Genomic DNA, 20,348 nt, shown 5'->3' with positions numbered 1-20,348 from the left:
TAATTCAGTGTTTCCCGTCGGTATCGCTTTATGCTTATGGATACCGACGAGGTTACAGTCGTTATTATTTCTCAGGCAATTTAATATCTTTAAACATGGCTTCAATATCATCGTTGGAACGCAGCGCCACCGCCGTATCCACCACATCACGCGTCAGATGCGGCGCGAAACGTTGAATGAAATCATACATGTAACTGCGTAAGAAGGTGCTGCGACGAAAACCAATTTTGGTGGTGCTATGGCTGAAGATATCGTGAGCATCCACGCGTACCAGGTCAGGATCGGAAACAGGATCAACCGCCATACTGGCAATCACACCCACGCCGAGGCCCAGACGGACATAGGTTTTAATGACATCAGCATCGGTCGCGGTAAAGACAATACGTGGCTCCAGACCCGCGCGGTTAAACGCGGTGTCCAGCTCCGAGCGTCCGGTAAAACCAAACGTGTAGGTCACCAGCGGATACTGTGCCAGTTCCTCAATAGAAACCGAAGATTTTCCCGCCAACGGATGATCCGGCGTGACGACGATCGAGCGGTTCCAGTGGTAGCAAGGTAACATCACCAGGTCGTCATACAGGTGCAAAGCTTCCGTCGCGATAGCAAAATCTGCATTTCCTTTCGAAACGGCTTCGGCGATTTGCGTCGGCGATCCCTGGTGCATATGCAATGAAACGCGAGGATAGCGCTCAATAAAACCTTTAATCACGTTCGGTAAAGCGTAACGCGCCTGAGTATGCGTAGTGGCGATATATAACGAGCCTTTGTCCGGCCAGGTATGTTCGCCAGCAACAGACTTAATGGCATCCACCTTCGACAGAACTTCTCGCGCAATACGAATAACTTCCTGCCCTGCTGGCGTAACCTGCGTCAGGTGCTTACCGCTACGGGCGAAAATCTGGATGCCAAGTTCATCTTCCAGCATACGAACTTGCTTACTGATACCGGGCTGCGAGGTATAAAGCCCTTCCGCTGTTGAGGAGACATTAAGGTTGTGGTTCACCACCTCAACAATGTAGCGAAGCTGCTGTAATTTCATGTTATGCCATCCCGATTCGCGCCATCAAATCATCGTTTCAGTGCAGGCTCGCGGGCGCTGCTAATACGATTTAATAATAAAAAGTCTGTTAACTATAACCACTATATCATTTCTATGTACGCTGTATAGGTATGACAAAAAATAATATGCGAGAAACAAAAAGGGCCGCTTACGCGACCCTTTGAGGAAAAATTCAGCCGAAACGCTGTTATTTCTTCCCTTCTACCCATTTGCCGTCAACGAAGAACGCGGACCAGCCAGTCGCCTTACCGTCTTTTTCAGCGGCAACGTATTGCTGCTTGGTTTTACGGCTGAAACGAACCATGGACTTGTTACCATCCGGATCAGTTTGCGGCGCATCTGCCAGATAACGCAGTTTTTCCGGCAGGCGATCGCGGAAGCGGTACAACTCTTCCACCAACGGCGCACGAGTCTCACGTGATTTCGGGAACGTATTTGCAGCCAGGAAGATACCTGCAGCACCATCACGTAACACGAAATACGCGTCAGATTTTTCACACGGCAGTTCCGGCAACGGAACTGGGTCTTCTTTCGGCGGAGCGACCTCACCGTTACGCAGGATCTTACGGGTGTTTTTGCACTCGTCGTTAGTACACGCCATGTACTTGCCGAAACGTCCCATTTTCAGGTGCATTTCAGAACCACATTTTTCGCACTCGACGATAGGACCGTCATATCCCTTGATACGGAACTCGCCCTCTTCGATCTCGTAGCCGTCGCAGGTTGGGTTATTACCACACACATGCAATTTACGCTTAGGATCGATAAGATAACTGTCCATTGCCGTACCGCACTTCTGGCAGCGGCGTTTGGCGCGCAATGCGTTCGTTTCCGCGTCGTCGCCTTCCAGCACGTTCAATACTTCGTTTTCCGGCACCAGGTTAATGGTGGTTTTGCAACGCTCTTTCGGGGAAAGTGCGTAGCCGGAGCAACCAAGGAAAACGCCGGTACTGGCGGTACGAATACCCATTTTGCGTCCGCAGGTCGGGCAATCAATGCTGGTCAGCACCATCTGGTTCGGACGCATACCGCCTTCTTCAGGATCTTTCTCAGCTTTATCCAGTTGCTGAGTAAAATCAGTGAAGAAGTTGTCGAGTACGCCCTTCCATTCGGCTTCTTTATTCGCCACCTGGTCGAGGCTATCTTCCATCTGCGCGGTAAAATCGTAGTTCATCAGTTCACGGAAGTTTTCTTCCAGACGATCGGTGACGATTTCACCCATTTTTTCAGCGTAAAAGCGACGATTTTCAACGCGAACATAACCGCGATCCTGAATCGTAGAAATGATCGACGCATAGGTAGATGGGCGACCAATACCACGCTTTTCAAGCTCTTTAACCAGCGAAGCTTCACTGAAGCGCGCAGGCGGTTTAGTAAAGTGCTGTGCTGGCGTCAGTTCGATAAGCGTCAGCGTATCGCCTTTGTCCACCGCCGGTAAGATGCGATCTTCATCGCCTTTACGCAACGCTGGCATCACTTTCGTCCAGCCATCGAAGCGCAGAATACGACCGCGCGCCTTCAGGCGGAAATCACCCGCACCCACGGTGAGCGTGGTGGAATCATATTTAGCTGGGGTCATCTGACAGGCAACAAACTGGCGCCAGATCAGCTGATACAGTTTTTGCGCATCAGCTTCCATATCTTTCAGCGATTCCGCCTGTACGGCGACATCAGAAGGACGGATAGCTTCGTGCGCTTCCTGCGAGTTCTCTTTGCTGGCGTACTGGTTCGCGTTTTCCGGCAAATATTTTTTACCAAAATTATCGCTGATGTAATCGCGAACCATGGTCACTGCATCCTGGCTCAGGTTGGTTGAGTCAGTACGCATGTAAGTGATGTAACCCGCTTCATACAAACGCTGCGCCATCATCATGGTTTTCTTCACACCGAAGCCGAGACGCGTGCTAGCAGCCTGCTGTAGCGTGGAGGTAATGAACGGTGCGCCCGGCTTGCTGCTGGTCGGTTTATCTTCACGTTCCAATACGCTATAGCGCGCTTTTTCCAACAAGCTAACAGCGGCAAGCGTTTGTTCCCGATTTACAGGACGGAACGGCTTATCATTTTGATGCGTCACCTCAAGCGGCAACGCGTCGCCGCCCGGCGTGATCGTGTTAGCATCAATTTCCCAGAACTCTTCTGGAACAAATGCTTTGATTTCACGTTCACGCTCAACCACCAGACGCACAGCCACAGACTGTACGCGACCGGCAGACAGACCGCGTGCAATTTTTTTCCACAGCAGTGGCGACACCATATAACCCACAACACGGTCCATAAAGCGGCGCGCCTGTTGCGCATTAACACGATCGATGTTCAACTCGCCCGGTTTTTCAAACGCCTGGCGAATAGCATTTTTGGTAATTTCATTAAACACCACGCGGCTGTAGCGGGTGTCGTCGCCACCGATGACTTCCCGCAGGTGCCATGCAATGGCTTCCCCTTCGCGGTCAAGGTCAGTTGCGAGATAGATGTGGTCGGCTTTTTCAGCCAGTTGCTTCAGTTCAGAAACAACTTTCTCTTTACCAGGCAGCACTTCATAGCGCGCATCCCAGTTGTGCCACGGGTCAACACCCATACGGTTGACGAGAGCGCCACGTTCATCCTTTTTGGGCTTTTTAGCCGTTTTGGTGGAGGTTGAGTCGGCGCTCTTTTTAGTTGCTGAGCCACTGGTCGGCAAATCACGGATATGACCGACGCTGGATTTCACCACGTAGTCATTACCCAGATACTTGTTGATCGTTTTGGCTTTTGCCGGGGACTCAACGATGACAAGAGCTTTACCCATATTCACCTTTACCTAATTTGATTCTTCCAGAATGCGTCGCACGTTGATTCACCTTCCACTGGCGACGAGACATCGATATGGTCTCTGCGTCGGCGGATATCAACCCTTTAAACTGATTCGCGCTTGTAATGTAACTCTCATGTAACTGAGTTAACAGGCTTTTTTTCTCACAAACGCTCTAGCACGACGAAGTATTGGTCGAATGTCAAGCAAATCTGTTGCCAGATTGACGAAAGCGTCACACTGTACCTGATAAAATGCGTTACGCAACTTTATTAGCATGCAAAAACAAATCTCGCCAGTTGTAACACTGTCGTAAAACCTTCATTTATGTCAGGGAATATTTGCCCATAAGGCGGGCTCAGCGTAGACTAATGTCCTTGTTTAAGGAGTAAATCATGCATAAAGACACTCAACCCATCGATCGCGAAACACTGCTGATTGAAGCCAACAAAATCATTCGTGAGCATGAGGACACGCTGGCGGGGATTGTCGCCACCGGCGTTACGCAGCGAAACGGCGTGCTGGTTTTCAGCGGAGATTACTTTTTAGACGAACAAGGGCTACCAACGCCCAAAAGTACGGCGGTGTTTAATATGTTTAAACACCTGGCGCACGTACTTTCCGAAAAGTATCACTTGATCGATTAACACGAGTAATAATTTGCCGGATGGCGGCATCGGCTTATCCAGCCTATTTTGATGCATATTTGTAGGCCGGATAGGAGATATGTGAGCATTGCTATCCGGCAATGACAATTTTACATCAGTGGCTTCTGCCCCCGCTGCCACCAGCGCATCAGCAAACGATCGGCGCTCTCCGCCGCACTACCGGTAAAACGATCCATCAGCTTTTTACGCTGCAGATAGCGAACGTTCAACACTTCACGACCGTCCATCAGCCCGAGGATCACCTCATCGCTGGTATTGATCTCATCCACCAGCCCATTTGCCAGCGCCTGTTGACCAAACCAGTGTTCACCGGTGGCAACCTGCTCAATGTCCAGAGTCGGACGCATGCGCTGCACAAAATCTTTAAACAGATGATGCGTTTCGTTCAGATCTTCGCGAAATTTCTGCCGCCCTTCTTCCGTGTTTTCACCGAGTAAGGTTAACGTACGCTTATACTGTCCGGCGGTGTGCAGTTCGATATCAATATCTTTCCCTTTCAGGAAGCGGTTAAAGTTCGGGATCTGCGCCACCACGCCAATTGAGCCGACGATTGCAAACGGCGCCGAGACAATTTTATCCGCCACGCAGGCCATCATATATCCGCCGCTCGCAGCGACTTTATCCACCGTAACGGTCAGCGGGATCTGCTTATCGCGCAGACGTTGTAACTGGGACGCAGCCAGGCCATAACCATGTACCACACCACCCGGACTTTCCAGACGAACCACCACTTGATCCTGAGGTTTAACAACCGCCAGCACAGCCGTCACCTCTTCGCGTAATGCGCTGACCTCATGGGCATCCATACTGCCTTTAAAATCAAGCACCCATACACGAGGTTTATCTGATGACGTACTGTCACCCAGTTTCGCTTTTGCCTTAGCCGCTTTCGCCTCCAGCTTTTGTTTCTTTTTCTGCGCCTTATGCCAGAATTTTTGCTGATGCCCATCCAATAAGGCTAGCGACAGGTCTTCCTTCATCTCTTTATATTGATCGCTGAGGTTAATAACCCGCAATTCCCCACGCTGACGTTTGCGTTGTGTCGCGTTTACGATCAGCATCACCACCACTGCAATAGCCACCACGACAGTGACAATTTTTGCCAAAAACAGCCCATATTCAGACAACAATTCCACGAGACCCACCTTGGTTAAACAACGCGACTTCCGCTCAGTGTACAACAGGCGTGTCACCTCGTCTTGCTTCATACATCCAGTGCTGAATCAGTAAAAAGCATGACAAAGCGTTCATTTTGCGGTGTTATTGCCTTTGGCTGATTGAAAAAGTACAGGGTTTAAGGCATAAAGCCCAAAAGTTATCGCGAACGAGATATCCAGGACGTCGCCGAGGAGTAGCCGTGCATTACCAACCTAAACAAGACCTTCTACAGGGCCGCATTATTCTTATCACCGGTGCCAGCGATGGTATCGGACGCGAAGCCGCGCAGACCTATGCACGCTATGGCGCGACCGTTATCCTGCTTGGGCGTAACGAAGAAAAACTGCGTCAGGTTGCCCGCACTATCGCCGATGAAAACGGAACACAACCACAGTGGTTTACACTGGATCTACTGACCTGTACCTCTGAAGAATGTCACCAGCTTGCGCAGCGCATTGCTGCACATTTCCCGCGTCTGGATGGCGTACTGCATAACGCCGGATTACTCGGCGATATTTGTCCAATGAGTGAACAAAACCCGCAGGTCTGGCAGGATGTGATGCAGGTAAATGTAAATGCCACTTTTATGCTGACTCAGGCATTGCTGCCGTTGTTACTCAAATCCGATGCCGGATCGCTGGTCTTTACCTCTTCCAGTGTCGGTCGCCAGGGACGCGCCAATTGGGGAGCATATGCCACCTCAAAATTTGCGACCGAAGGGATGATGCAGGTTCTGGCTGATGAGTATCAAAACCGTCATCTGCGCGTAAACTGTATCAATCCTGGTGGGACGCGAACTGCCATGCGAGCCAGCGCATTCCCAACGGAAGATCCGCAAAAATTGAAAACTCCCGCCGATATTATGCCGCTCTACCTGTGGCTGATGGGCGATGACAGCCGCCGTAAAACCGGTATGACTTTTGATGCCCAGCCGGGCCGTAAACCAGGAATTGCCCAATGAGTGAAGAACGCTATCAGCAACGTCAACAGCGCGTAAAAGATCGGGTTGACGCACGCGTTGCCGCAGCGAAAGATGAGCGCGGAATTATCATCGTGTTCACCGGAAATGGTAAGGGTAAAACCACCGCCGCATTCGGTACCGCCACGCGCGCGGTGGGCCATGGTAAAAAAGTCGGCGTCGTACAATTTATTAAAGGTACGTGGCCAAACGGAGAACGTAACTTACTTGAACCCCACGGCGTAGAGTTTCAGGTTATGGCGACAGGATTTACCTGGGAAACGCAGAACCGCGAGTCTGACACCGCAGCCTGTATGGCCGTGTGGGAACACGGCAAGCGGATGCTGGCCGACGATGAACTGGATATGGTGATACTGGATGAGCTGACCTACATGGTGGCATACGACTATCTGCCGCTTGAAGAGGTCATCAATGCCCTGAACGCGCGCCCAGCCCATAAAACGGTCATTATCACCGGCCGTGGATGTCATCGCGATATTCTGGAGTTAGCAGATACAGTCAGCGAGCTGCGCCCGGTCAAGCATGCGTTTGAAGCGGGCGTGAAAGCCCAACCAGGGATCGATTATTGAGTGTAGGCCGGATAAGGCGTTTGCGCTGTATCCGGCTCCACGCTAACGCCTGATGGCGCTTTGCTTATCAGGCCTGGTTATGATTAACCGTTGTTGCTGCGACCACCCGGACGACGGCTGCTGCCAACCTGAGAGTGGCGCTTCACCGCACGACGGATCTGATTCGCCTTCATGCGACGACGATCTTTCTCGACGGCCACTTTAGAGGTCGTTTCCGGCTTCAGCTCCACCAGTTCACGCAGATAGTTGGTCTGAGCAAGATCAAGCTCTGTCCAGCCACCACGCGGCAGGCCTTTCGGCAGCGGGATATCACCGTAACGGACACGAATCAGACGGCTTACCTGTACACCTACAGCTTCCCACAGCCGGCGGACTTCACGGTTACGCCCTTCGGTCAGCGTGACGTTATACCACTGGTTGATCCCTTCACCACCGCTGAACTTGATCGTTTTAAATGCCGCCGGACCATCTTCCAGCTGCACGCCACGACTCAGATCGCGCAGTTTTGCATCATCAACCTGACCAAACACACGAACCGCATATTCACGCTCAACTTCGCGGCTTGGGTGCATCAGACGGTTAGCCAGTTCACCATCGGTGGTAAACAGCAGTAAACCGCAGGTATTCACGTCCAGACGCCCTACGGCAATCCAGCGCGCATCACGCAGTTTTGGTAAACGATCAAACACGGTCGGACGACCTTCTGGGTCGTTTCGGGTACACAGTTCGCCTTCTGGCTTGTAATAGGCCAGAACACGGCAGATTTGCTCCGCAGACTCTTTAACCGAAATCAGATGACCGTCGATACGGATTTTCAGACCCGGAGTGACTTCAACGCGATCGCCGAGCGTGGCAATTTTGCCATCAACGCTCACGCGACCCGCGGCAATAATAGATTCGATTTCACGGCGAGAACCGTGGCCAGCACGCGCCAGCACTTTTTGTAACTTTTCGCTCATAGAGCTTCCTTTAGGTGTCGCCTTCACAGGCGTCTGGTATACTTTCTAAAACAACGAGTTAGCTAAAAAATCAACTTAACTCACTGATCTGTAACTCTTTCATGGTACACAGCATGGCAAACAACGTGTCACACAAGCTGTCACACACAATGATTCGTGGGCGCACATACTACACTAACTTTAGACTAAATGATTCAACAAGTTTTGTGCGTCTGAGTCTCGGTACTGATAGCCGAAAGCAAGCAGAAGTGATCATGAATCAGATCCGTCCTTTCATTCCCCTTGTGCAGAATGGAACGATGAGCCTCGAAGAGTTCAAACGCAAAATGCAAGGCTACCGAGCCGCCACTAAGCAGGACTTTGACAACTATCTTCTACATGCACTCGAAAGGGATGTTGCCGAAGTGGAGCGTCTGCCGGAGTTAGGACAGTGGCACAGAAATATAAATCCTGATTCTCCATTATCTGTTTCTGATACGGTTGAAGCCGCACAAGGCTATTCGGAAGCTCACTTCCAACGCATGGTTAATGGTAGCGATCAGACAGCAAACGAAGTGCTTGCCAGTCTTCACATGAAGAAACTTGAACTTTCTAAGGATGATTTGCCCTTTGCGAATCAAGTAGGTGCTGCACTTGATATGAGCCGCGCGACCGTCGCGCAAGCCTATGAAGCATTCTATTCGAAAGATTTGTTGCGATATCGCCAACTCATTGCAACACTGCAAGATCAGTTAGAAGAGCAGAAACTGAAATCTTCACCACAAAGTATTGTTGAAACAAGCCAGGCTTTTTCAACGGAAGTTAAAGCAACCGCAAGCCAGGCAATCAAACTTTCCGAAGCATGGACGCAGTATGTTGAAGAAAAAGGTCAAAAATGGCGTGCAAGCATCGCTAACGAGAACCAGCGTTTCTTTGATGTGCTGATTTACGTTATTGGTGATAAACCGATTGATTGGGTTACTAAGCAAGATATTCGTGAAGCGCTGAAAGTGACCGAAAACTTACCTACTCGTACTAAGTTGCCATACAAGCGCCTATCTTTGCCTGAATGCATTGATTATGACGTACCAGAGGAAGACCTGATCAGTAGTCAGCATGTTGAAAAGCATCTCAAGATCTGGCGGTCGCTATTTAGAACTTACCTCGTTGACACCAAAGACCTATTAGAGAAATCCCCTACCGACGGAATCACATATGAAGTGAAGCCAAACCGGAGAGGCCATTTCAGCAACGCTGAGTTGAGCAAACTTAAGGCCAAGCTGTTCTCACTGGAAGATAACGATTGGCGCAAATGGTACTTCCTTACCCTCATTTATACTGGTGCTCGACGTGGCGAGGTTGCCTCCATCAGAAAGCGGGACATTCGTTTAGATGAAGAAACTTCACGCTGGTACGTATATATAGAAGATGGAAAAACAGAACATGCCCAACGTCAGATACCACTCCATACGGTTTTAGAGTCAGGTTTACTCAGCCTTGCCGAGGCTCTTAACGATGGTGATCTGATTTTCGGTGACTTACCTAACTACACCACAGCAACAGTCGAATGGGCTAAGTTGATGAATGAAACAGGTGTCCCTGATTATGATGAGTTTGGGCTAAAAAGGCGCATACATAGTCTTCGTCACACATTCGTAAGCCATTGCCTTGCATCTGGGAGCGCGTCCTTACCTTTGATGCAGTTTGTTGTCGGACACTCTCGAACTCAAAGTTTAGGTGTAACCTCCATTTATACGCACCGTCCACCGCTTAAAGATTTGTTATGTGTTGTTGACTTTCAACAATGAGGTTTAGGTTAAACATCGACAGTAAAATAAATGTAGACCTTATTTAATTATTATGGCATCAGATCTTGACAATGCGTGTGAAGATGTGCTACCCTAAACAATAATATCGCGAGCGAAGCGAGGGTGGTTTGTTATCCCGAAGGGATAGAGCTACCTTTGCGCAATAGTGATCTTTCATGTTAGTCATGAAAGAATAGAGTATACCTGTTCCTGTGTGTCACTCACTGCTCAAGTGTACTCTCTATCTCTGATCTGAACTAACCATTAACCTACCCTGATAATAATCAGTTCTTGTTACTACCTGATGTAGCTACGTAGGTATGAGTAATCCGAAGTCATGCACTGATCCAACTATCATCAACTTAACCTTTATAATAATCCCTTCCTGTTACTCACCGATAACCACCAGAGAGTCATCTCAATGAGAATATCTTCCAGAGTATGCTGGAGAATCGCCCCTATGATTACCGTCTTTATTTAACCACGTTCACCAGCAGCTACTGAACGCATTACAGCCAGTCTCCCTGACGGTTCACCCATCCTTTGAGAGAAAGCAGCGCACAACGCAGCAGACGAAGCGAGAACAGCGCCCAAGCTGGCACATCGTGCAGCCCACGGTAAGCAGTCGCCCTTCTCACTGATGCAATAACGATACCAGGGGATCGCCCTGCAACATCCAGAAGATGATTCCCAGAGCCACCAGCGGCGCTACCTGACGTTGTTGACAGCGGAAGCCTCTCACCAGTCCCCCATCAAATGCCTACGCTCTAAATGAGTGCTCCGGGCCGTTCTCTCTGACAGTTTCACTGTATTCCCGCAATCCACTTTCAACTATGCAGATCCAGACAACACAATCAACGGATCACATTTAAAAACAAAAGTCAACAAATAGTTGTTGCAATTAATTCTCATTTGTGGTATTATTAATATTAGGGAGGCAATGTTGAGGGCATACCCGGCGATCTTGTCAATCGCAGCCCGTTGAATCTACTCCCCCGCCGCTATTCCGCATAGTAGCAGCATGATCGTGCGCACCGTCGCATACTCTCCGCAGAATAAAGCCTCCAGGTTGCCGAATGTTTTTCTCCTTAGCCCAGAACCCGATCTGGGTGGTTGTGTTGGACATTTGGATCATTCCTTCCTGGGGGCTTTCCTGCATTTGAACATAAGGAAAATCAGTACAGTTGAAAAGTCAGAAATTAAAAACCATTGCCGAATGGCTCCCCCGCTTCGAGTTCCACGTTTACCGCGACAGGCTACGTCAATACGGGATGCCTACCACCCCGCAGCGAGTAGCGTTTATGTATTGGGCTGAGGAAGTGATGCAACATTGCTTCACCTTCGAGGACTTCGTAAACGAGTGGAGCAATGGCAACGACCACCGCGAAATCAACCGATGGTTGCAGAGTGCCTACATCGGCATGGAATTTTACCAGGGCAAAACGTATTACGTCACGTCTTACCTGGTCGGTGGGAAGAGTCCTTTTTATTGCCCACGTTGCAACCGCATCAACATCAAACGTTTATTAGAAATCAAGGAAAAACAGAAGCATGACTAAACTTCCAGCCGCATTAATGCGTGAAGTGAAAACCGAGTTCAAAGCCCAGCGTGACCAGTATGTATCTGAGTTCATCGAATCCCATCTGTCTGATGTGTTCAGCATCTCAGATTTTTACCCAGTGATCCTCACTACGTTACAAGCCGCCATCCTCGACGGATACACCATAGCCGACTATGACCGCCAGCCGTTCTACAACGCAGGGGAACCTGCAATTCGCATTGTGCTAAACCGCAAGCAAGGGGAAATCGAGGCAGACCGTGCCACTCTCACCGCAGAGGCAGAAGCCCAGCTAATGGCATCCCTGACAGCTCAGGCAGAAGAATGTTACGCTCAAGCCGTAGCCGAAGAGGAACGCCGTCAACGTGCAGAAGCAGCCGCACAAGCCGCAGCAGCAGCCGAGGCCCAGACATTCGCCAGCCGTCTCCGTGTCGCCCTTTCCGAGAATGCGAAGTGAGGCGGGGATGTTTGAAGAATATGCACAGAAGCGCAACCCGTCGAAGCTCTCTCAGAAAAGTGCCAGCGCCTACCGCGAAATGATGACCGCCGAGCAGGGTGGGAAAGATTTCATAACAGGCTCACCACTGACAGATCCAGTTATTGACCACGACCACAGAACGGGACATTGCCGCCTTATCCTGAACCGGGTGACGAATGCCATTGAAGGCGATTTTAATCGGATCTTATCCGGTATTGCCTATCGTGAAGATTTCACACCGCTCTTGTGGGAAGTTTATTTCGGTCATTATAGCGATCTGTACGATGAGTTATACGACGCAGCGCTCGACCGCAGGAACGGCTTTCTCAAAGAAGATGACTTCGGAATTATCTTAAAACAATTTGCGGTGTATTACGCCGTCCGCTTTGACCAACTTCACCACCTGGAGTATTACCGATGACCAAAAACCCGCAACAATCCTTAGCCTGGTTAAAGCACTATTGGAGCCACCAGCAACAGGACATGCAGAAATCAGAAATCAAGCTCGAACCACTGAACAAGCCAGAGTTATTCGACAAAGCAGTAGATAAAATCACCATTGGTCAGTTCTATCAGTGGTTACTTTCCGAAGGCTACATCTTCAAAACTAAGGATAACAAATAATGTTGAAACTCATTATTGCACGCGACGTGCTCAGCTGGATTGATGCAAATAAGGGCGAGGACAGCCGCCCAACATTCATTATTAAAACTTTACGAAATGCTATGAACGAGGGCACTGATGACAGAAAAGCAACAAATAAGACCACTGATTGACCATTTACAAGCAGAAAAGTACGCGTTTATCAGCGCTCAAGGTAAAATACTCCTCCACCACATCCCCACGAATACAAATCACTGTCTGGACATTCTCGAAAGGGAATACCATTTATCAACTGGTAGAAAGTGGCGGCGGGATTATTTAAACCTTCTTTGGGATCACATTCCATTCATCAAAGTTTACGATTTCAACCCGGCTAAGCCATACGGTATCGATCAGAATGGAACCCTGAATACGTTCAGGCGCTGGCACAGCGACAAGACACCAGCCGCAGATCTGACTCTCTGGCTTGAGTATCTGGCGAGGCTCTTCCCTGACCAGGCAGACCGCGACACAGTGAGCGCATACATGGCGCACATGTTCCAGCACCCGGAACAGCGCCCAAGCTGGCACATCGTTATTCCGAGTGATACCGGGACAGGCAAAGGTTTTTTGTTCAATCAAATCCTCTCGCCGCTCCTGATGCACCAGACAACGCTTTACTCCAACTACGGCACCCTGACGGGCGTCCACAATGATGCGATGGCCCGTACAATCCTGATCCTGTTCGATGACCCACCGCCAGCCAGACGTAACATGGCAGATCGGTTAAAAAGCATCCAGACTGAACCGATGATCGAGATTAACAGGAAGTATGAGCAGCCTCGAAAGGTAGCCACTTACACCCGGTTTTTCACGTTCAGCAACAGTGAGAGTCCGATTGAAGTGGAGGCGAATGATCGCCGCCATTACTGCACCCATTACATACGCCACCGGGCGAACAGGGAAGAAACAGCAGAGTTTATTGCCCGTCTTGTTGATTGGCTCGCCGTAGGCGGTCTGGAAGCCGTACACGCCTGGCTAATGGCTTACCCGTTGGAATCCTTCAATCCGTATCGCCCACCGTTCAGTTTGGCACTTGAGCGTATGAAACAAGCCAGCATCACGGAAGAGCAGAACGAAGCGGAGATCTTCACCGGAGAAAATCCGGCGTTTGCATTCCAGGCATTTCATGACGCTTGCCCATCATTCCCACGACCACAGGATGCGAGTCAATGGCTACGTGATAACGGGTACATGAGCGCCAGAGTGAGCACTCGCGCAGGGCTTAAATCAGTCTGGTATCAAGCGCCGCAGGACGGCAGCAGCAAGATCCCGGAGAGTGTTCTCTCCTGGTTTGTTGATAAGTATTACCCGGCCCAGTGATCAGGGCTACAGGGCTATGGTTTTAGCCCTGTATTTTGAAATCCGCGCCGCCACTGGCCTGATCAGGGCTACAAGGCTAACAGGGCTATTTATCAAGTATTCTTAGATCTTTATCAACTTCACCGTTTTCTAACGGGGAGAGGAGACAGAGTTTCCCGCAAGGCATTAGCCGCCCCATTTCAGCCGCTCGCCGTGACGTTCGTCATGGTGTAGCGATCTGCTGAACAAGTTCTCAAAACTGAAACTTAAAATCAGTCGTACAGCGAATTTGTACTCGCGCCCCATCCGGGCGGCGAGTATAGCCGCACACATGCCCGCCCAGCGAGCCCCAGCACAACACCAGGGCTTCAAAAATAATCACAATTTCTACTTAGGAGGCCATTACGTGGCACGACGCAGAAACGCAGTATACGAAGACTTTTTCCAGAACGGACGCAAAGCACAGCGGTTAGCCGAAGTTGAACGCCAGCTTGCAGGAGAAGCTATCCAGCAAGAGCACCAGCTTAAAGCAGAGGCGCGAAGCGCTGAGAGCATCGCAGACCATTTCCCTCGCATCATTCCTAATACGCCAATCATCGAATGGCTCCCAGGCTACTACATCCACCGCAGTGAGTGGGAAGCTCACCGCGACGGGGAAAAAGTTGTTGACGTAACAGAGGAACGAACCACCAGCGACCCTGAACTTATTTCCTATCAGTGGAACCACTTTGTAATCAACTCCCGTTTCCCCTGGCGATTAGAAAACTACGCCATCAAATACACGTTCTATCAGGCGTAGCGAAATAGCATACTACTTCGACACACCCCGATCTGGGCCGTTCCCCCCTCAAAACCCCTTGTAAATCGTAGCGAAATAGCTTGATCTATTTAATCGATACGACAATAATCGATACACACTATTTCGATACGGATTGGAGAACAAAATGGCTAACATCGGTTATGTGCGAGTGAGTACAGATAAACAATACACAGAGCGCCAGCTCGACGGCGTGACACTCGATAAGAAGTATGAAGAGAAAGTGAGCGGCAAGAATGCCAACCGTCCACAGCTCCAAGAGATGATCGCTTATGTTCGTGAAGATGACGTGATCCATGTTCACAGCCTCGACCGCTTAGGGCGAAACATTCGTGATGTTTTGGACATTATCGAGCAGGTGAAAGACAAGGGGGCATCCGTGCAGTTCCACAAGGAAGGAATTACAGCAGGAGCAAAAGCCAACGCCGCCAGCAACCTGATGCTAAACATCTTTGCCGCAATGTCACAAATGGAACGTGAGCAGCTCCTCGAACGTCAGGCAGAAGGATACGCAGCAGCCAAAGCAGCGGGACGCAAAGGCGCTCGCGGCAATGGCGCAGCGGTTGACCGCTTAGGGATTATGTCTGCGCTTGCCGCTGGTCAGTCTATCCGAACCATAGCGAAAGATTTCAACGTGTCCACCAGCACCGTCCAGCGTATCAAGACCGAACAAGCCACAGCCTAACAAACCGCGAAAGTAGCCAACCAATCACCAGTTCCGGGGCCACCAGCGCCCGTGACTCCTCGATGCGCTACCGTACAACCTCCACCATGCCCTTGATATTTGGGGATTGCGAGGGTAAAAACCGGGAATGCCATATCAAACCTCATTAAGCAGCTCCAGCAATAGCGCATCTTGAAAAGCAACCATACGTCTTGAAACATTGACCATACAAACAGTGCAAATGCTTCAAGACATTTGATAATATACTTTCACAAATGATTACCCATAATATAGGTATGCGTAATGTCTGATGAAAAAGCTGAAAATCCACAATCCGCACAGCCCTTGACGGTCACAGCTCAGGTTGCAAAAGATTTGATGGAACTTGCTAAAAATGATGAAAATACAGTAACAGCTTCTAAAAACTTTGGTGAATCGGCGGTCATAATTAGTAAAACAGTTAAAAATTGCCTGTTACCATTAGCTGCCGTTAATTATGGGATTGATAAAGCCAAAGCCTATTTTGAAAAGGCATTTAAGAAAGATCTCGAAGAAAAAACTCAATCTATTCCCGCAGAAAATATTGTTGAACCTAAGGCATCAATCGCTGGGCCTGCCTTGCAAGGGTTAGCATTTTGTCACGAAGAGGTTAATCTTAAAGAGATGTATCTGAACCTTATAAGTTCTTCTATGAACTCTGACACGGCAGAAGATACGCATCCTGCATTTGTTGAGATTATCAAACAACTGACCAACTTAGAAGCTCATTTGTTAAAACTATATTTGACAAACAACGCACCAAAATGTATTGGTAGAGTAGTCTATCAAAAACAAGGCACTCTTTCTTATATTGCAGGATATACACACATATTGCCAATAACCAGTAATAATAAACCATTTTATAATAAAAATATTCCATCATATATTGAGAACTGGATCAGATTAGGGCTTATTGAAGTTAAATATGATTTACACTTAGATGGTCAAGAGCAAGTCTACGATACCTTAAAAGAGAGGGACGAATACTTAAAGGATGATTTGGGATATGGCACAGATTACCCCAAAAACCTTGGCAAAGGTTTAATAAAAAGGACCCCATTTGGTGCACAATTTGCAGCGGTTGTTGGGATAACAAATTAAATATGTTGAGGGGCTTTAAATGGTCACTATCTCTAAAACATACGAGAAGATAGCCCCGAAACTTGATGACATGGTGCGCCGTGGGTTCAGCAACATTGAGTTATGGTATGGAAGCCAACACGAAATTTACGCCTACGGAGAACGGAAACTATTAGCAGAAGATTTCCGCAAGCTCTACCCTGAAAAGGTGAAGGACATTCCGCAAGATTTTCCACCAGATGCTACAGTGATCGTGGAAGATATGGTTTTGCTATACAAACCCCGTAGTGGTCAGTTCACCAAAACCGCATCAGAGACAAAACTTAAGCATCACCAGGCTTTCAATAATTGGTGCCATGTTAATGTTGGAAAGGGAAAAGGCTACACTCAGGCAGCTAAAAATACGATTAATGCATTTTACCTAATAGGGATCGTCATGATAATTGGGCTTGCTTTCTGGGCTGTGTCATACACTCTCTAAAACATAGCAGTTTAGTCAAATCACTTTCTTCGTATTTAAGAATAGTTCCCATTTTTTTCTTAATTTATCTTTATCCAGTGATAACGAATGATCACCAATAATTTTACCTTCGAACATTTGTGAATAAATACATTTGACATTAAAATGTATAGTTAAGGTATCTGGATTTATTCCAAGTTGGCCATTGTCAAACATTCGATGGCAATCTGAGGTTAGAAGAATGCCATTACTCGTATCCATGTTGCATGAAAAGCTGTAATCCTCCAGATGACAGGCTTGGAGTAAAGATTGGATTGACTGCCCCGTGACTGCACATCTACCTTTGAAGTTGGTCTCAACTCTCCTTCGGAAATTTTGCTGGTCACTGATTCTTCTTAACTGCAATGTACGCTGAACATTACTCGAAATTAATTTCAGATCAACCAACTCAGGATAGGAACTAATTTTCTCTTGTTTCTTTCTTACCGCGCCAGAATCTTTTTGATCAAGAGAAATTTTATACCCTACTGTGATAAAATCATACAAAATCCTCTCAGACTGTCCTTTTTCCTTGGCTATTTCACGCGCATCTGCTTCGTTCTTACCTCTTAAAGAGATTAAGTAAGCGAGCGTGTTAAAATATGTATACTTACCTGATTCAACTTTACTTTCGTAATATTTTGAAGATAGTTCACGGCTTTTTGCGATCTTGTACGCTTGCGTGACAGGGATAGTCCTTATCAACTGACTGTAAAGTTCGCTATTAAAATAAAATTCAGGCACTTCAATTTTGGTTATTGAATTGGTATCTAATTTTGTGATTACCTTTACAGGTGATGTTTTCCTCGTATCAGCTCTTTCTTCTTGAATAATTTTAGTATGCGTGACGCGAGAAATTAAAGCCATTCTCTCCAACTCAGCCTGAGCTTCTTTGGCTATTAACTCTTTACGCAATCTTTCTCGCTCCAAAGTCTTCTCATTCAATGGCAGGAAACTACGATTTTCATGGCTAATGGTAAACTGATTCGGTGGGATAGTTTTCTTGAAAGATCTAACCTGAATAGATTTTCTATAATTTTCGCGGGCAACTCTCCTTTCCTGCTTAAATATTGAGCGAGGTTCCTTTAGGATTCGTGCAGGCGTATCCTTAGTTCTATTCCTGATTTCGTAATTAAGTGATTTAATGATTTCTGAAATTTCTTTCTTCTTCTCATTAGACGTTACCGGATCGTTTATTTTTTCAGAGTATTCATTTTTTACCCTGATCAATTCAGGTAGAGACATTTCTTGAGCATGAAGTTTTCTTTTGGTTTGTTTTTGCTGTTCTCCAGCACTTGATGCAACAAGTTTGGTGATAGCGCTTTCAGGTTCGCTATTTTTTGCAGCATTCAACAAAGCATCAGCAAGAATACTATTCTTCATCAGCAGTTACCCTTCCTTGAAATCTACCATACAAACCGCTAACAGAGCTTCGTACATCACGCATCTCCACCACTGCCATCAGATTAATCTTAGGTTAACCAAGGTGCATACAATGCGCAACTAACAGATTTTAGACAAGACGAGCCAGTAAGTCTGTCCGTATTAATACCGAGTATTGGACCGTACCAACGAAGACATGAACGGCAGGGAAAGGTGTACATGCATGATGAGAGTCGAGATGCGGCTAATGGCTGTCACACATGGTGGTAACAACCACTAACCGAAATACATTAAATCATTGATTATAAATGACTTAATATTTATCTTGTGCGCCTTCACAGGCGTCGAACAGGAGAATCAACGGCGCCAGTCAGCGCCATTTTAAGGCCGCGTAGTATAGCGGTTCGCGCCCTTATAAGAAAGGTTTAACGTCACCGACGCCTTCACGCAACACCACCGGAGAATCGTCGGTTAAATCAATGACCGTGGTCGGCTGCTGGCCGAGATATCCGCCGTGGATAATTAAATCCACCTGTTTCTCCAGGCGGTCTTTAATTTCTTCCGGATCTGACTCGGTAAATTCGCTACCCGGCAGCATCAGTGACGTGGAGAGCATCGGCTCGCCCAGCGCTTCAAGCAGCGCCAGTGCTATCGGGTTTGAGGGTACACGCAGGCCGATGGTCTTACGTTTTTCTTGCAACAAGCGGCGCGGAACCTCTTTCGTCCCCTTCAGGATGAAGGTGTAGTTGCCCGGCGTGTTGTTTTTAATTAAACGGAAGGCCACGTTGTCGACAAACGAATAGGTCGACAGTTCAGACAGGTCACGACACATCAGCGTAAAGTTGTGCCCGTCCGGCAGGTGACGGATGCGGCAAATGCGCTCCATTGCGCCTTTATCTTCAATTTTGCAGCCCAACGCATAGCCGGAGTCGGTTGGATAGACGATCACCCCACCTTTACGCACGATTTCAACGGCCTGATTGATCAGGCGCTGCTGCGGGTTTTCGGGATGAATATAAAAAAACTGGCTCATACTTTCCTCTCTGTGATCTCGGGCTGCTCCCAAAGTTGCCAGACGCCTTCTACGCCTGCGGGCAACCAAAGTTTACGACCCAACTCAATCCATGGGCAGGGTAGATGAAAATCAGACCCTTGCGATGCCCACAATTGATGCTGACGCGCAAGCGTCGCCAGATGGGTGCGTTCATTGGGAGACTGCTGACACTGCGCTACTTCCATCGCGTCGCCGCGATGTTCAGCAAAATGTGCAACCAGTCTTTTCAGCCACTTAGCGCTAAGATCGTACCGCCCAGGATGAGCCAGAACAGCCTTACCGCCAGAATGATGAATGACATCAATAGCTTGTTCTATTGTACACCACTGTGGCGGAACGTAACCGGTTTTCCCACGGGCAAGATATTTTTTAAAGACATCCGCCATGGTTGTGGCTTTGCCACATTCCACCAGGAAACGCGCAAAATGGCCCCGCGTAACCGCCCCGCCATCAGCCAGGCGCAACGCCCCTTCCCACGCGCCGGGGATATGCGCTTTGTCGAGTCGTTCGGCAATCAGGCGCGCACGCTGCTGACGACGTTCCGTTTGTTGCGCCAGAAAATCGCACATCATGGGATGGGCGATATCAATGTTCAGACCCACTATATGGATCTCATGGTTTTCCCAGACAGTTGATATCTCGACACCAGGGATCAAATTTAACGCTAATCCCGAACGTGAAATTTCATCTCTTGCCGCTGCAATGCCCGCCGTGGTGTCATGATCGGTGATCGCCAGTGTACCGACTCGCATCTCTACCGCACGGTGTACTAAGGCTTCTGGGGTTAATCGCCCATCGGAGGCTGTAGTATGACTATGCAGGTCATAAATCACTGCGTAATTCGTGTCGCTCAAGGCGGCTCC

The 20,348-nt window shown here is 48.4% G+C and carries 20 protein-coding genes; 13 read left to right on the top strand and 7 right to left on the bottom strand.

All coding sequences use genetic code 11. The features are described 5' to 3' along the window. Positions 1-64: 64 nt before the first annotated feature. Together cysB and topA are read right to left on the bottom strand one after the other, a co-directional pair. Positions 65-1,039, bottom strand: a complete 975-nt coding sequence (cysB, locus tag GFB57_RS15260; RefSeq protein ID WP_003020610.1) for an HTH-type transcriptional regulator CysB — start codon at positions 1,037-1,039, stop codon at positions 65-67. Between the two features lie 208 nt (positions 1,040-1,247). Further along, the gene (topA, locus tag GFB57_RS15255; RefSeq protein ID WP_003020611.1) at positions 1,248-3,845 is read right to left on the bottom strand and encodes a type I DNA topoisomerase; all 2,598 of its coding nucleotides are present in this window, start codon (positions 3,843-3,845) and stop codon (positions 1,248-1,250) included. Between the two features lie 398 nt (positions 3,846-4,243). Between topA and GFB57_RS15250 the strand changes: the two genes are divergently transcribed. Then, entirely contained in the window at positions 4,244-4,495 is a 252-nt protein-coding gene (locus GFB57_RS15250) for a YciN family protein (RefSeq protein WP_003020616.1), read from the top strand. Between the two features lie 110 nt (positions 4,496-4,605). Here GFB57_RS15250 and sohB read toward each other — a convergent pair whose 3' ends face one another. Further along, positions 4,606-5,652, bottom strand: a complete 1,047-nt coding sequence (gene sohB, locus GFB57_RS15245) for a protease SohB (RefSeq protein WP_032934880.1) — start codon at positions 5,650-5,652, stop codon at positions 4,606-4,608. A gap of 221 nt (positions 5,653-5,873) precedes the next feature. Here sohB and GFB57_RS15240 point away from each other — a divergent pair, with 221 nt between their 5' ends. Both GFB57_RS15240 and cobO read left to right on the top strand, forming a co-directional pair. Next, positions 5,874-6,635 carry a YciK family oxidoreductase gene (locus GFB57_RS15240; protein ID WP_003020620.1) on the top strand — a complete coding sequence of 254 codons (762 nt, stop codon included), beginning with the start codon at positions 5,874-5,876 and terminating at the stop codon, positions 6,633-6,635. Next, positions 6,632-7,222: a cob(I)yrinic acid a,c-diamide adenosyltransferase gene (cobO, locus tag GFB57_RS15235; protein WP_003020622.1), complete on the top strand. Its 591-nt coding sequence runs from the start codon at positions 6,632-6,634 to the stop codon at positions 7,220-7,222. The genes GFB57_RS15240 and cobO overlap by 4 nt, the downstream gene beginning before the upstream one ends. 83 nt (positions 7,223-7,305) lie before the next feature. Here the strand turns inward: cobO and rluB are convergent, their stop codons facing one another. Continuing rightward, the gene (gene rluB / locus GFB57_RS15230) at positions 7,306-8,181 is read right to left on the bottom strand and encodes a 23S rRNA pseudouridine(2605) synthase RluB (protein ID WP_003020625.1); all 876 of its coding nucleotides are present in this window, start codon (positions 8,179-8,181) and stop codon (positions 7,306-7,308) included. A 254-nt stretch (positions 8,182-8,435) separates the two neighbouring features. On the opposite strand from rluB, the gene GFB57_RS15225 reads away from it, so the two are divergent. The 10 genes from GFB57_RS15225 (at position 8,436) to GFB57_RS15180 (ending at position 17,030) form a co-directional block, all read left to right on the top strand. Further along, entirely contained in the window at positions 8,436-9,968 is a 1,533-nt protein-coding gene (locus tag GFB57_RS15225) for a tyrosine-type recombinase/integrase (RefSeq protein ID WP_213327744.1), read from the top strand. A 1,184-nt stretch (positions 9,969-11,152) separates the two neighbouring features. Beyond that, a complete protein-coding gene (locus tag GFB57_RS15220) occupies positions 11,153-11,527 on the top strand; it encodes a hypothetical protein (protein WP_213327745.1) in 375 nt (124 codons plus the stop codon). Then, entirely contained in the window at positions 11,520-11,984 is a 465-nt protein-coding gene (locus GFB57_RS15215; RefSeq protein WP_213327746.1) for a hypothetical protein, read from the top strand. Before GFB57_RS15220 ends, GFB57_RS15215 begins: the two co-directional genes overlap by 8 nt. Positions 11,985-11,991: 7 nt before the next feature. Further along, entirely contained in the window at positions 11,992-12,426 is a 435-nt protein-coding gene (locus GFB57_RS15210; RefSeq protein ID WP_213327747.1) for a hypothetical protein, read from the top strand. Continuing rightward, positions 12,423-12,629: a hypothetical protein gene (locus GFB57_RS15205; protein WP_043876083.1), complete on the top strand. Its 207-nt coding sequence runs from the start codon at positions 12,423-12,425 to the stop codon at positions 12,627-12,629. The genes GFB57_RS15210 and GFB57_RS15205 overlap by 4 nt, the downstream gene beginning before the upstream one ends. Before the next feature lie 117 nt (positions 12,630-12,746). Beyond that, the gene (locus tag GFB57_RS15200) at positions 12,747-13,970 is read left to right on the top strand and encodes a DUF5906 domain-containing protein (RefSeq protein WP_290366831.1); all 1,224 of its coding nucleotides are present in this window, start codon (positions 12,747-12,749) and stop codon (positions 13,968-13,970) included. Positions 13,971-14,355: 385 nt separating this feature from the next. Continuing rightward, positions 14,356-14,748 carry a hypothetical protein gene (locus GFB57_RS15195; protein ID WP_213327749.1) on the top strand — a complete coding sequence of 131 codons (393 nt, stop codon included), beginning with the start codon at positions 14,356-14,358 and terminating at the stop codon, positions 14,746-14,748. A 145-nt stretch (positions 14,749-14,893) separates the two neighbouring features. Then, positions 14,894-15,451: a recombinase family protein gene (locus GFB57_RS15190; RefSeq protein ID WP_213327750.1), complete on the top strand. Its 558-nt coding sequence runs from the start codon at positions 14,894-14,896 to the stop codon at positions 15,449-15,451. Between the two features lie 282 nt (positions 15,452-15,733). Continuing rightward, complete coding sequence (locus GFB57_RS15185) at positions 15,734-16,570, top strand: DUF4393 domain-containing protein (protein ID WP_290366830.1); 837 nt, start codon at positions 15,734-15,736, stop codon at positions 16,568-16,570. Positions 16,571-16,589: 19 nt separating this feature from the next. After that, positions 16,590-17,030: a hypothetical protein gene (locus GFB57_RS15180; RefSeq protein WP_213327752.1), complete on the top strand. Its 441-nt coding sequence runs from the start codon at positions 16,590-16,592 to the stop codon at positions 17,028-17,030. Positions 17,031-17,045: 15 nt separating this feature from the next. Here the strand turns inward: GFB57_RS15180 and GFB57_RS15175 are convergent, their stop codons facing one another. The 3 genes from GFB57_RS15175 to rnm form a co-directional block, all read right to left on the bottom strand. Further along, positions 17,046-18,431 carry an HNH endonuclease signature motif containing protein gene (locus GFB57_RS15175; RefSeq protein ID WP_290366829.1) on the bottom strand — a complete coding sequence of 462 codons (1,386 nt, stop codon included), beginning with the start codon at positions 18,429-18,431 and terminating at the stop codon, positions 17,046-17,048. Between the two features lie 412 nt (positions 18,432-18,843). Further along, positions 18,844-19,464 carry an L-threonylcarbamoyladenylate synthase gene (locus tag GFB57_RS15170; RefSeq protein ID WP_003020628.1) on the bottom strand — a complete coding sequence of 207 codons (621 nt, stop codon included), beginning with the start codon at positions 19,462-19,464 and terminating at the stop codon, positions 18,844-18,846. Next, the gene (rnm, locus tag GFB57_RS15165; protein ID WP_003020630.1) at positions 19,461-20,339 is read right to left on the bottom strand and encodes an RNase AM; all 879 of its coding nucleotides are present in this window, start codon (positions 20,337-20,339) and stop codon (positions 19,461-19,463) included. Before rnm ends, GFB57_RS15170 begins: the two co-directional genes overlap by 4 nt. Positions 20,340-20,348: the final 9 nt, after the last annotated feature.

It is taken from the genome of Citrobacter sp. S39, assembly GCF_009495675.1.
Taxonomy (GTDB): Bacteria; Pseudomonadota; Gammaproteobacteria; order Enterobacterales; family Enterobacteriaceae; genus Citrobacter; species Citrobacter freundii.
The sequence above is the reverse complement of the archived record's forward strand: the minus strand, read 5'-3'. Positions and strand labels throughout refer to the sequence as shown.

Excerpts from the sequence above, each read along its gene's own strand:
- cysB (WP_003020610.1), bottom strand. The coding sequence starts at position 1,039 with ATGAAATTACAGCAGCTTCGCTACATTGTTGAGGTGGTGAACCACAAC.
- topA (WP_003020611.1), bottom strand. The coding sequence starts at position 3,845 with ATGGGTAAAGCTCTTGTCATCGTTGAGTCCCCGGCAAAAGCCAAAACG.
- GFB57_RS15250 (WP_003020616.1), top strand. The coding sequence starts at position 4,244 with ATGCATAAAGACACTCAACCCATCGATCGCGAAACACTGCTGATTGAA.
- cobO (WP_003020622.1), top strand. The coding sequence starts at position 6,632 with ATGAGTGAAGAACGCTATCAGCAACGTCAACAGCGCGTAAAAGATCGG.
- rluB (WP_003020625.1), bottom strand. The coding sequence starts at position 8,181 with ATGAGCGAAAAGTTACAAAAAGTGCTGGCGCGTGCTGGCCACGGTTCT.
- GFB57_RS15225 (WP_213327744.1), top strand. The coding sequence starts at position 8,436 with ATGAATCAGATCCGTCCTTTCATTCCCCTTGTGCAGAATGGAACGATG.
- GFB57_RS15215 (WP_213327746.1), top strand. The coding sequence starts at position 11,520 with ATGACTAAACTTCCAGCCGCATTAATGCGTGAAGTGAAAACCGAGTTC.
- GFB57_RS15210 (WP_213327747.1), top strand. The coding sequence starts at position 11,992 with ATGTTTGAAGAATATGCACAGAAGCGCAACCCGTCGAAGCTCTCTCAG.
- GFB57_RS15205 (WP_043876083.1), top strand. The coding sequence starts at position 12,423 with ATGACCAAAAACCCGCAACAATCCTTAGCCTGGTTAAAGCACTATTGG.
- GFB57_RS15200 (WP_290366831.1), top strand. The coding sequence starts at position 12,747 with ATGACAGAAAAGCAACAAATAAGACCACTGATTGACCATTTACAAGCA.
- GFB57_RS15190 (WP_213327750.1), top strand. The coding sequence starts at position 14,894 with ATGGCTAACATCGGTTATGTGCGAGTGAGTACAGATAAACAATACACA.
- GFB57_RS15185 (WP_290366830.1), top strand. The coding sequence starts at position 15,734 with ATGTCTGATGAAAAAGCTGAAAATCCACAATCCGCACAGCCCTTGACG.
- GFB57_RS15180 (WP_213327752.1), top strand. The coding sequence starts at position 16,590 with ATGGTCACTATCTCTAAAACATACGAGAAGATAGCCCCGAAACTTGAT.
- GFB57_RS15175 (WP_290366829.1), bottom strand. The coding sequence starts at position 18,431 with ATGAAGAATAGTATTCTTGCTGATGCTTTGTTGAATGCTGCAAAAAAT.
- GFB57_RS15170 (WP_003020628.1), bottom strand. The coding sequence starts at position 19,464 with ATGAGCCAGTTTTTTTATATTCATCCCGAAAACCCGCAGCAGCGCCTG.